The organism is Xanthomonas sp. SHU 308, from assembly GCF_000364645.1.
GTDB lineage: Bacteria > Pseudomonadota > Gammaproteobacteria > Xanthomonadales > Xanthomonadaceae > Xanthomonas_A > Xanthomonas_A sontii.
The window spans coordinates 1-11,845 of record NZ_AQOK01000169.1 but is presented as its reverse complement, the minus strand read 5'-3'; the positions used below and the strand labels follow the sequence as shown (position 1 = coordinate 11,845).

Genomic DNA, 11,845 nt, shown 5'->3' with positions numbered 1-11,845 from the left:
GACGGCGCCGCAGCCGGCGGCGCCGACTCGGCGTCCAGCGCGGCCTGGGCCGCACGCTGCTCGGCCTCGGCACGCTCGCGCGCTTCCTGCTCGGCCTTGCGCTTGCGCTCGATTTCCTCGGCGCGCGCGCGGTCCTGCTCGGCGAGCTTCTGCTGTTCGGCCAGATTGCGCTGCTTGGATTCCTCCAGCTTGCGCAGGATCTCGGCGCGCTCGTCGTCCACCCGTCCGCCCGCGGACGGCGCCGCACGCTCGGCGGCCAGGTCCTCGGCCGACTTCACGTAGGTGCGCTTCTGCCGGACCTCGACGTTGACCGTGGTCTTGCTGCGCCCGGCGCTGACCGTCACTTCCTGCAGCTTGCGCCGGTTCAGGGTGATCTTCTTCGGCGCCGCCTGGGCCTCTTCCTCGACCGGCTTGTCGGTCTTGCCGTGGGTACGGCGCAGGAAGCCCAGCAGCTTCATCTTTTCGGTGCTGGTGACGACCTGGTCGGGACCGCTGAACTTCATCCCGGCGTCGGCCAGTTGAACCAGCAGTTTCTCGACCGGCGTGTTCACCAGTTCGGCCAGCTTGCGGATGGTGGTTTGCTGCGACATTCGGATCCTATGATCTGGTTGGCGCCCCCTCGCCGCGTGCGAAGGTAGCGCGGATTCTAAGCCCTGATCGGGTCAGGGCGGCATTCATCGCTGACTCATTCGCCGCGCTCCAGGCGGGCGATCTCCTCGGCGCGGGCGGCCAGGATCAGGGCCGCGGCGCGGTCCTTGTCCAGGTCCTCGATGCCGAACTCGAGGATTTCGTCGGCAGCCAGATCCGACAGGTCCTCGCTGGTACGTACGCCATGGCCGGCCAGCGCGTAGGCGGTGGCTTCGTCCATGCCCGGCAGCGACAGCAGGTCCGCCGCCGGCACACCGTCGTCGTCGCTCTCCTCGGCGGCCAGCGCCTCGTTGAGCAGCGCGTCGCGGGCACGCGCGCGCAATTCCTCGACGATGTCCTCGTCGAAGCCTTCCACCGCCAGCAGCTCGCCGACCGGCACGTAGGCGATTTCCTCGACCGAGTTGAAGCCCTCGGCAACCAGGATCGCGGCGATCTCCTCGTCCACTTCCAGCTTGTCCATGAACAGCTGGCGGGCCACGGCCTGCTCGGCCTCGGACTTGGCCGCGACCTGCTCGGCGGTCATCACGTTGAGCTGCCAGCCGGTCAGGCGGCTGGCCAGGCGCACGTTCTGGCCGCCCTTGCCGATCGCCTGGGCCAGGCGGTCTTCCGCCACCGCCAGGTCCATCGAGTGCTTTTCTTCATCGACGATGATCGACTGCACCTCGGCCGGCGCCATCGCGTTGATGACGAAGTTGGCCGGGTTGTCGTTCCACAGCACGATGTCCACGCGCTCGCCGTTGAGCTCGTTGGACACCGCCTGCACGCGCGACCCGCGCATGCCGATGCAGGCGCCGATCGGATCGGTGCGGGTGTCGTGCGCCAGCACCGCGATCTTGGCGCGGTCGCCCGGATCGCGTGCGCAGGCCTTGATCTCGACCAGGCCCTGGCCCACTTCCGGCACTTCCAGCTTGAACAGCTCGATCATGAATTCCGGCGCGGCGCGGCTGATGAACAGCTGCGGGCCACGCGGCTCCGAACGCACTTCGGCCAGGTAGCCGCGCACGCGGTCGCCGGCGCGCAGCACGTCGCGCGGGATGCCCTTGTCCTTGGGAATGAAGGCCTCGGCGTTGCCGCCCAGGTCCACGTAGATGTTGCCGCGCTCGGCGCGCTTGACCACACCGGTGACCAGTTCGCCGACGCGATCCTTCCACGCGTCCACCACCTGCTGCCGCTCGGCCTCGCGCACGCGCTGCACGATCACCTGCTTGGCGGCCTGCGCGGCGATGCGGCCGAAGTCCGGGTTCTCGATCTGCTCTTCGATGTAGTCGCCGACGTCCACGCCCTCGGCCTCGTCGACCGCGTCCATCAGGCGGATCTGTCGGTCGGGCGATTCCATCACCACATCGTCGGCCACCACTTCCCAACGCCGGAAGGTCTCGTAGGTGCCGTCCTTGTGGTCGATGGTGACGCGCGTCAGCACGTCCTGGTCGGGGTAGCGCTTCTTCGCCGCCGACGCCAAGGCGGCCTCGATCGCGTCGAAGATCACTTCGCGCGGCACGCCCTTTTCGTTGGCCACCGCGTCGACTACCAGCAACAGTTCCTTGCTCATTCTTTCGCTCCGCGCGCAGCCTCGTCGGCCGCCGGTTCGTTGGATGGTTTCTTATTGGATTTTGCGTTCTTGCCGGCCGGCTTCGGGCCCTTGCCCGGCTTGGTCGGCGCCAGACCCAGCGCTGCCCAGTCGGGCATGATCCGCGCCTTGTCGATGTTGTCGAAGTCCACAGTCAGTTCGGCGCCGTCGACCTCGAAAGTGATGCGGCCGGTAGCGGCGTCGGCCTGCACGATGCGCCCCTGCAGGCGCCGACGGCCCTGCTGCGGCAACTTCAGCACCACCTTGGCCGATTCGCCCACATGGCGGGAAAACTGTTCGGCGCTGAACAGCGGCCGGTCCACGCCCGGCGAGGACACCTCCAGCGTGTAGTTGCCGCTGATCGGGTCTTCCACGTCCAGTTGCGCCGACACCTCGCGGCTGACCCGCTCGCAATCGTCGATGTTGACGATGCGCTCGGGCTGCTCGGCCAGCGGCACGTCGATGTACAGGCGCAGCGTGGCGCCGCCGGGGGCCGGCAGGTATTCCGCGCCCAGCAGTTCCAGGCCCAACGCGTCCACGGTCGGGCCCAGCAGAGTCGCGATTTCGTTTGCCTTGTCGCTCACAGCCTGCCTTGCATCTGAAAAGGTTGAAAAGTCGATTGCGTGCATTTCCCGGACCCCGGAAACGACAAAGGGCCCTCTGGGCCCCTTGTCCGGTAAAACTCCGGTCACGCTGGATTCCGGTTGCGACGACGGGAACATGCGTCATCGCGAAGCCCAAACTTCCCTGCCGCAGACAACCGATGCACTGGTTGCCGCTGCAGACAAAGATGGTAGCGGGGGCAGGATTTGAACCTGCGACCTTCGGGTTATGAGCCCGACGAGCTGCCAGACTGCTCCACCCCGCAGCAGAAGCGGAATTATGAAGAATCAGTGCGTCGATTGCAAGCCCTGATTTTCATCTCGATGCGGTAGCGACGCTGCCGTTCGAAGGACGCCATGATAACCGCACACGATGGAAAACGAAACAACAATCGCATCGCCGAATGCAAAAACGCCAACGCCGCCTTGCGGCGGCGTTGGCGGAAAACAGCGGGAAAACCGCCCTTTCGCGATCAGGCCAGGTGCGCGAAAGCGCGCTGGCACCACGCCATCAGCGGACTCCAGGCCAGGCCGAAGGCCAGCAGGCCCAGCGCGTTGACGCCCAGCGCCACGCCCAGCACACGGTCGTCGTTGGCCGGCAGCGGCGTGCCGACCGGCTCGTCGAAATACATCACCTTGATCACGCGCAGGTAATAGAACGCGCCGATCACCGCACACAGCACCGACAGCACCGCCAGGCCGGTCCACCACAGGTTCTGGTCGGGCACCGCGACCACCGCGCCCAGCACCGCCAGCTTGGCCCAGAAGCCCAGGAACGGCGGCACGCCGGCCAGCGAGGCCATGATGCACAGCACCAGCAGCGCCATCCACGGGTTGCGCGCGTTCAGGCCCTTGAAGTCGTCGATGTTCTCGGCCTCGAAGCCCTTGCGCGACAGCGCGATGATCGCGCCGAACGAGGCGGTGGACATCACCGCATAGCAGATCGCGTAGAACAGCGCCGCCGCATAGCCGCGCTCGCCGCCACCGGCCACGCCCAGCAGCAGGAAGCCGATGTGCGAGACCGTGGAATACGCCAGCATGCGCTTGAGGTTGCTCTGCGCCACCGCCATCAGGTTGCCGACCACCAGCGACAGCGCCGCCAGGCCGCCGATCACCCAGTGCCACTGCGCCGCCAGCGGGCCCACGCCCACTTCCAGCAGGCGGTAGGCCATGCCGAACGCGGCCAGCTTGGACGCCGAGCTGATGAACAGCGCGATCGGCGCCGGGGCGCCCTGGTAGACGTCCGGCAACCACATGTGGAACGGCGCGGCGCCGAGCTTGAAGGCGACGCCGGCGATCATGAACACCGTGCCGGTGAGCAACAGCATGTGCTCGCGGCCGTTGCCGATCGCCTCGTGGATGCCGCTCAGGCTCAGCGTGCCGGTGGCGCCGTAGATCAGCGACATGCCGTACAGCAGCAGGCCGGAGGCCAGCGAACCGAGCACGATGTACTTCATCGCCGCTTCGGTGGCCATGCCGTTGTCGCGGTTGGAGGCGACCAGCGCGTAGGAGCACAGCGCCAGCAGTTCCAGGCCCAGGTAGACCATCAGCAGGCTGCCGGCCGAGACCAGGATCATCATGCCGACCGTGGCGAACAGCACCAGCACCGGGATCTCGCCCTGGTACAGCTTCCGCTCGCGCAGGTAGCTCCAGCCGTAGATCAGGGTCAGCGCGCTGAGGCCGACGATCACCGTCTTCATCACGTCGGCGGCGGCATCGCGCACGAACATGCCGTTGAACACCTCGCCCTGCCCGCCCACGCCGGCCAGCAGCATCGCGAACACCGCGACCAGGATCGCCACCGAGACGATGTGGGTCCAGGCCTTGTTGCGCTCACTGATGAACAGATCGAGCATCAGCAGGAAGAAGGCACCGGCGGTCAGCACCAGCTCGGGCAGCAGGGGCGGCAGGTCGACGGTGGTCAGAGGCAGCAGCGCAGGGGTGGTCATCATCAAATCTCTGGAATCAATACGCTCGACGGCCGCTTACAGCTTGCTGGTGGCGATCTGCGCCGCCAGCTTCGCGATCGAGGGCTCCATCAGGTCGGTCAACGGCTTCGGATACAGGCCCAGGGCCAGCACGCCGAGTGCGAACACGCCCAGCACCAGCGCCTCGCGGCCGTTGATGTCCTTCAGCTCGGCCACGTGCGCATTGGCGACCTCGCCGAAGAACACGCGCTTGTAAAGCCACAGGGTGTAGGCGGCGGTGATCACCAGGGTGGTCGCCGCGCCGAAGGCCAGCAGCGGGTGCGCCTGGAAGCTGGCCATGATGACCATGAACTCGCCGACGAAGCCGCTGGTGCCCGGCAGGCCCGCATTGGCCATGAAGAACAGCATCGCGAAGGTCGCGAACCACGGCATCACGTTGACCACGCCGCCGTAGTCGGCGATGCGGCGGGTGTGCATGCGGTCGTACAGCACGCCGACGCAGGAGAACATCGCGCCGGACACGAAGCCGTGCGAGATCATCTGCACCATCGCGCCCTGCAGGCCCAACCGGGCCGCATCGGTGCTGCCGAAGCCGACCAGGGCGAAGGCGACGAAGGTGCCGAGGGTGACGAAGCCCATGTGCGCGATCGACGAGTAGGCGATCAGCTTCTTCATGTCGTCCTGGACCAGGGCGACCAGGCCGACGTAGATCACCGCGATCAGCGACAGCGCGATCACCAGCCACGCCCACTCGTTGCTGGCATCGGGCAGGATCGGCAGGTTGAAGCGCAGGAAGCCGTAACCGCCGATCTTCAGCGCGATCGCCGCCAGGATCACCGAACCGGCGGTCGGCGCTTCCACGTGCGCATCCGGCAGCCAAGTGTGCACCGGGAACATCGGCACCTTGACCGCGAAGGCGATCAGGAAGGCGAAGAACAGCCAGGTCTGCTCCTTCGAGGTCAGCGACAGCTGGCAGAGGTCGGCGAGCTGGAAGCTGCCGCCCTTCAGGTACAGGTAGATCAACCCGACCAGCATCAGCACCGAGCCGAGGAAGGTGTACAGGAAGAACTTGACCGCGGCGTAGATGCGGCGCGGGCCGCCCCAGATGCCGATGATCAGGAACATCGGGATCAGCATCGCCTCGAAGAACACGTAGAACAGCATCGCGTCGGTGGCGGAGAAGATGCCGACGGTGACGCCTTCCAGAATCAGGAACGCGGCCACGTACTGGTTGACGCGCTTGTCGATCGAGGTCCACGCGCCGATCAGCGCCAGCACCGTGACCAGCGTGGTCAGCACGATCAGCGCCACCGCGATGCCGTCGGCGCCGAGGTTGTAGCCGATGTCGTATGCCGGGATCCAGGCATGGGTCTCGACGAACTGCAGCGCGTCGCTGGCGTAGTCGAAACCGGTGAGCAGCGGCAGGCTGAGCGCGAAGGTCAGCAACGCCACCAGCAGCGACGCCCAGCGCGCCGCACGCGCGTCACGCAGGGCGAGCACCAGGGCGCCGCCGATGATCGGCAGCCAGATCAGGATGGAGAGTAGAGGCCAGTTCGACACGTGTTCTTATTCCGTACAGGTCAACGCCAGAAATGCATCAGCACGCCCAGCAGGGCAATGAGACCGACGATCATCGCGAAGGCGTAGTGATAGAGGAAACCGGATTGCGTGCGACGCAGCAGATTGGCCGCCAGGTCGATCACGCGTGCGGTGCCGTTGACCATGACGCCGTCCACGACATGCGTATCCACCGCGCGCGACACCTTGCCCAGGCGCACGCCGCCGCCGGCGAAACCGCCGATCCAGAGCTTGTCGAAACCGTACTTGTTCTCGAGGATCCACACCGGCACCGAGAAGGTCTTGCGCGCCTTCGCCGCCAGTTCCGGCTTCCACAGGTACAGGATCCAGGCCAGGGCGAAGCCGGCCAGGGTCAGGAAGAACGGCGGCTGGGTCAGGCCGTGCAGGGCGAACGCGACCGGGCCGTGGAACTCCTCGGCCAGCGCGCCGACGGTGTCGCGCGCCGGATCGTAGAAGTCGACGATGCCGGTGAAGAAGCTGACCGCCTGGCCCTTGATCGCCGCCGCGGCATGGTGCCCCGCCCAGTCGGTGCCGAACAGCATCGGGCCGATGGTGAAGAAACCGATCGCGATCGACGGGATCGCCAGCAGGATCAGCGGCACCGTCACCACCCACGGCGACTCGTGCGGTTCGTGCGCGCCGTGGTGGCCGTGGCCGTGATCGTCGTGTGCGTGATCGTCGTGGGCATGCGCACCGTGGGCGTCGTCATGATGCGCATCGTGGTGCGCATGCGCATCGCGGAAGCGCTCCTGGCCATGGAAGGTCAGGAACAGCAGGCGGAAGCTGTAGAAGCTGGTGATCAGCACGCCGCCGAGCACGGCCCAGTAGCCGTAGGTCGCAATCCAGCCATGCGAGGTGTGCGCGTGGTGCTGCGCCGCCTCGATGATGGTGTCCTTGGAATAGAAGCCGGCGAAGAACGGGGTGCCGACCAGCGCCAGGGTACCGATCACGCTGGTCCAGTAGGTGATCGGCATGTACTTGCGCAGGCCGCCCATCTTGCGCATGTCCTGCTCGTGGTGCATGCCGATGATCACCGAGCCGGCCGCCAGGAACAGCAGCGCCTTGAAGAAGGCGTGGGTCATCAGGTGGAACACCGCGGCCGAGTACGCCGACACGCCCAGCGCCACGGTCATGTAGCCCAGCTGCGACAGCGTCGAGTAGGCGACCACGCGCTTGATGTCGTTCTGCACGATGCCGATCAGGCCGGTGAAGAACGCGGTGGTGGCGCCGACGACCAGCACGAAGTTCAACGCGGTCTGCGACAGCTCGAACAGCGGCGACATGCGCGCCACCATGAAGATGCCGGCGGTGACCATGGTCGCGGCGTGGATCAGTGCCGAGATCGGGGTCGGGCCTTCCATCGAGTCCGGCAGCCACACGTGCAGCGGCACCTGCGCCGACTTGCCCATGGCGCCGATGAACAGGCACACGCAGATGATGGTGGAGACGTTCCAGGCATGACCCTGGAACAACTGCACCTGGGCCAGACCGCCGGCGGCATCGCTGCCCAGCACCGCGGTGGCGTTGGCGAACACGCTGGCGTAGTCCAACGTGCCGAACCACAGCAGCACGCCGGCGATGCCGAGGATGAAACCGAAGTCGCCGACGCGGTTGACCAGGAACGCCTTCATGTTGGCGAACACCGCGGTCGGGCGCTTGAACCAGAAGCCGATCAGCAGGTACGACACCAGGCCCACCGCTTCCCAGCCGAAGAACAGCTGCAGGAAGTTGTTGCTCATCACCAGGCTCAGCATCGAGAAGGTGAACAGCGAGATGTAGCTGAAGAAGCGCTGGTAGCCCGGATCGTCGGCCATGTAGCCGATGGTGTAGATGTGCACCAGCAGCGACACGAAGGTCACCACCACCATCATCATCGCGGTCAGGCGGTCGACCATGAAGCCGACGTGGGCCGAATAGTGGCCGACCTCGAAGAAGGTGTAGAGGTTCTGGTTGAACGGCGAGGCGCCCTGCCCGACCAACTGGTACAGGGTCCAGCACGACAGCGCGCAGCTGACCGCCACGCCGAGGATGGTGGCGAACTGCGCGCCCTTGCGGCCGACCTGACGGCCGAACAGGCCGGCGATGATGCTGCCGACCAGCGGGGCCAGCACCACCGCGATCAGCAGACTCTTGGAGAGCGTAATTTCCATCTGCAGGTCAGCCCTTCAGCGAATCGACTTCGGCCACGTTGATCGTGTGGCGGGTACGGAACAGCGTCACCAGGATCGCGAGGCCGATGGCGGCTTCGGCCGCGGCCACGGTCAGGATGAAGAACACGAACAACTGGCCGGCGGCGTCGCCGAGCTCGCGCGAGAAGGCGACGAAGTTGATGTTGACCGACAGCAGCATCAGCTCGATCGACATCAGCAGCACGATGACGTTCTTGCGGTTGAGGAAGATGCCGGCCAGGGCGATGCAGAACAGCACCGCGCCGAGCGCCAGCAGATGGCCTAGGGAGATCATGGCTGGCCCTCCTGCGATGCCGGCGGAGTGTGGAGCGTGGGCTTTTCGGCGGCCATCTTGACCATGCGCAGACGGTCGCCGGCCTTGACCCGCGACTGGTCGCCCGGGTTCTGCGTCTTGATGCCGGTGCGCTTGCGCAGGGTCAGCATCACGGCGGCCACGACCGCCACGGTCAGGATGATCGCGGCGAACTCGAACGGCAGCAGGAACTGGGTGAACAGGGTCTTGGCCAGCCAGGTGATGTTGGAGGTGTCGGCGGCCTGCGCCGCGGCGTTGTCGGCCGGGAACGGCGCCGCGCTGCGCGCCTTCACGCCGATCAGGGTGACCATCTGCACCAGCATCGCCACTGCCACCACCAGGCCCACCGGCAGGTAGCGCACCCAGCCTTCGCGCATGCGGGCGGTGTCGATGTCCAGCATCATCACCACGAACAGGAACAGCACCATCACCGCGCCGACGTAGACCAGCACCAGGGTCACGCCGAGGAACTCGGCGCCCACCAGCAGCCACACGCAGGCGATGGAGAAGAACGTCAGGATCAGGCACAGCACCGCGTACACGGGGTTGCGCACGCTGATCACCGCGCCGGCGGCGACCGCGGCGATGGTGGCGAAGATCCAGAAAGCGATATTGACCCAATCCATTTCGGAACCTCAGCGGAAGGGAGCGTCGGCAGCGCGGCGCTCGGCGATCTCGGCCTCGAGCCGGTCTCCGATCGCCAGCAACTGCGGCTTGGTGACGATGTTCTCGCCGCGCTTTTCGAAGTGGTACTCCAGCACCTGGGTCTCCACGATCGAATCCACCGGGCAGCTTTCCTCGCAGAAGCCGCAGTAGATGCACTTGAACAGGTCGATGTCGTAGCGGGTGGTGCGGCGGGTGCCGTCCTCGCGCTTGGTCGAGTCGATGGTGATCGCCAGCGCCGGGCACACCGCCTCGCACAGCTTGCAGGCGATGCAGCGCTCTTCGCCGTTGGGATAGCGGCGCAGCGCGTGCAGACCGCGGAAGCGCGGCGACTGCGGGAACTTCTCCATCGGGTACAGCACGGTGTACTTGGGACGGAACGTGTACTTCAAGGTCAGCCACAGGCCGCCGAGCAACTCGAGCAGCAGCAGGCTCTTGAAGTAATGGGTGATTTTATTCATCGCTTACACGCCCTTCTGGATCACGCCGTAGAACACCATCAATGCCGTCACCGCGATCCACACGATCGTCAGCGGGATGAACACCTTCCAGCCCAGGCGCATGATCTGGTCGTAGCGGTAGCGCGGGAAGCTGGCGCGGAACCAGATGTACGCGCTGGCGAAGAACAGCACCTTTATCAGCAGCCACGGCCAGCCACCGGTCCAGATCCAGTTGACCCACGGCGAGATGTCCGCGGTGACCCAGCCCTGGATCGGGCTCAGCCAGCCGCCCAGGAAGAAGATCGAGACCAGGAAGCTGACAAGGATCATGTTGGCGTATTCGGCCAGGAAGAACAGCGCGAACGCACCGCCCGAATACTCGACCATGTGGCCGGCGACGATTTCCGACTCGCCTTCGACCACGTCGAACGGCGCGCGGTTGGTCTCGGCCACGCCGGACACCCAGTACACGATGAACAGCGGGAACAGCGGGATCAGGAACCAGTCGAAGAACCCGGAGCTGCCGGCCTGCGCCTGCACGATCGTGCTCAGGTTCAGGCTGCCGGCCGCGATCATCACGCCGACCAGGGCGAAGCCCATCGCGATCTCGTAGCTGACCACCTGCGCCGCCGAGCGCATCGCGCCGAGGAAGGCGTACTTGGAGTTGGACGCCCAGCCGGCCAGGATGATGCCGTACACGCCCAGCGAGGTCATCGCCAGCAGGTACAGCAGGCCGGCGTTGGCGTTGGACAGCACCAGCTTGGCGTCGAACGGCACCACCGCCCAGGCGGCGAAGGCCGGCGCCAGGGTGATCAGCGGCGCGATCACGAACATCGCCTTGTGCGAGCTGCTGGGCTGGATGATTTCCTTGAACAGCAGTTTGAAGACGTCGGCGAAGGCCTGGAAGATGCCCATGCCCACGTACATCGGCCCGTGGCGCACGTGCATCCAGCCGATCAGCTTGCGCTCCCAGACCACGTAGAACGCCACCGCGATGATCACCGGCATGGCGATCAGCAGGATCTTCAGCACGATCCACAGGACCACGCCGAGGGCGCCCAGGCCGAGGAACCACTGGTGCAGCGGGTCGACCACGTTCAACAGCATCTCGTTCATGCAGCCACCACCGTCACCCGACCGGCGCCCAGCGGCGCGGTCGCGCCGTGGCCCGTTTCGATCCAGGCCGCGCCCGGCGCGACCCGCTTGTCCGTCGCCAGCGGCAACGTGGCGCTACCCGCCGCGGTGCCGACCTTGACCATCTGCCCGTCGCTCAGGCCCAGGCGCGCCGCCTCGTCCGGATGCAGCGCAATGCCCGGCGCGCGGTTGAGCGGATGCTGCTGCAGCGCCTGCGCGCGGCGCACCACCGCATCGGTGCGGTAGATCGCCGGACTGGCGGCCAGTTCCAGGCCCTCGTCCTGGCGTGCCGGCTGCGCCGAGCTCGCCGCGGCGACCTCGCGCGGCTGCAGGCCGTCGCGCAGCCCGGCCAGGTCGATGAACTCGAAGCCGGGCAGGCCCAGCTCGCCGCCGAGCGCGCGCAGCACGCGCCAGCCCTCGCGGGCCTCGCCCGGCAGCTTGCCGCCGGCGCGGGTGCGCTGGTCGCTGCCGTTGAGGTTGGTCAGCGTCGCCTCGATTTCCGGCAACGCGCCGATCGGCAGGATCACATCGGCCACGTCGCGGGTGGAGGCGCAGGCGAAGTGGCTGAACGCCACCACCTTGGCGCCGGCCAGCGCGCTGCGCGCGGCGGCGGCGTCGGCGAAGTCCAGGCCCGGCTCCAGGCCGTACAGCACGTAGGCGCTGCGCGGCTCGGCCAGCATCGCGGCGACATTGCGACCGCGCGGCAGCACACCGTAGCGCGACAGGCCCAGCGCGTTCGCGCCCTGCGGGATGCGGCACAGCGCCGCGCCAGTGGCGGCGGCGAAGTCGCGCGCGGCGGCACGC

At 66.7% G+C, this 11,845-nt stretch carries 11 protein-coding genes and 1 tRNA gene; all 12 read right to left on the bottom strand.

Going from position 1 to position 11,845, the window contains the following annotated elements:
• On the bottom strand, window positions 1–590 hold a 590-nt coding region (locus tag D588_RS24200; RefSeq protein ID WP_039726237.1), incomplete at its 3' end, for an IF-2-associated domain-containing protein.
• 95 nt (window positions 591–685) lie between these two features.
• Window positions 686–2,197, bottom strand: coding sequence for a transcription termination factor NusA (gene nusA / locus D588_RS0106955; protein WP_017908136.1), 1,512 nt, complete (start codon window positions 2,195–2,197; stop codon window positions 686–688).
• Entirely contained in the window at window positions 2,194–2,799 is a 606-nt protein-coding gene (rimP, locus tag D588_RS0106950) for a ribosome maturation factor RimP (protein WP_017915464.1), read from the bottom strand. Before rimP ends, nusA begins: the two co-directional genes overlap by 4 nt.
• Window positions 2,800–3,006: 207 nt before the next feature.
• Window positions 3,007–3,083, bottom strand: a tRNA-Met gene (locus tag D588_RS0106945).
• A gap of 207 nt (window positions 3,084–3,290) precedes the next feature.
• A complete protein-coding gene (gene nuoN / locus D588_RS0106940) occupies window positions 3,291–4,766 on the bottom strand; it encodes an NADH-quinone oxidoreductase subunit NuoN (RefSeq protein ID WP_026143462.1) in 1,476 nt (491 codons plus the stop codon).
• A 36-nt stretch (window positions 4,767–4,802) separates the two neighbouring features.
• On the bottom strand, window positions 4,803–6,305 hold the full coding sequence (locus tag D588_RS0106935; protein WP_017915463.1) for an NADH-quinone oxidoreductase subunit M: 1,503 nt from the start codon (window positions 6,303–6,305) through the stop codon (window positions 4,803–4,805).
• A gap of 20 nt (window positions 6,306–6,325) precedes the next feature.
• A complete protein-coding gene (nuoL, locus tag D588_RS0106930) occupies window positions 6,326–8,473 on the bottom strand; it encodes an NADH-quinone oxidoreductase subunit L (RefSeq protein WP_017912008.1) in 2,148 nt (715 codons plus the stop codon).
• A 7-nt stretch (window positions 8,474–8,480) separates the two neighbouring features.
• The gene (nuoK, locus tag D588_RS0106925; RefSeq protein ID WP_017908131.1) at window positions 8,481–8,786 is read right to left on the bottom strand and encodes an NADH-quinone oxidoreductase subunit NuoK; all 306 of its coding nucleotides are present in this window, start codon (window positions 8,784–8,786) and stop codon (window positions 8,481–8,483) included.
• Window positions 8,783–9,430, bottom strand: a complete 648-nt coding sequence (locus tag D588_RS0106920) for an NADH-quinone oxidoreductase subunit J (protein ID WP_017908130.1) — start codon at window positions 9,428–9,430, stop codon at window positions 8,783–8,785. Before D588_RS0106920 ends, nuoK begins: the two co-directional genes overlap by 4 nt.
• 9 nt (window positions 9,431–9,439) lie before the next feature.
• Entirely contained in the window at window positions 9,440–9,928 is a 489-nt protein-coding gene (gene nuoI, locus D588_RS0106915; RefSeq protein ID WP_012915532.1) for an NADH-quinone oxidoreductase subunit NuoI, read from the bottom strand.
• 3 nt (window positions 9,929–9,931) lie between these two features.
• The gene (gene nuoH / locus D588_RS0106910) at window positions 9,932–11,023 is read right to left on the bottom strand and encodes an NADH-quinone oxidoreductase subunit NuoH (protein ID WP_017915462.1); all 1,092 of its coding nucleotides are present in this window, start codon (window positions 11,021–11,023) and stop codon (window positions 9,932–9,934) included.
• Window positions 11,020–11,845, bottom strand: an 826-nt coding sequence (locus tag D588_RS0106905; protein WP_017915461.1) for a molybdopterin dinucleotide binding domain-containing protein, incomplete at its 5' end; no start/stop codon positions are given. The genes D588_RS0106905 and nuoH, both read right to left, overlap by 4 nt.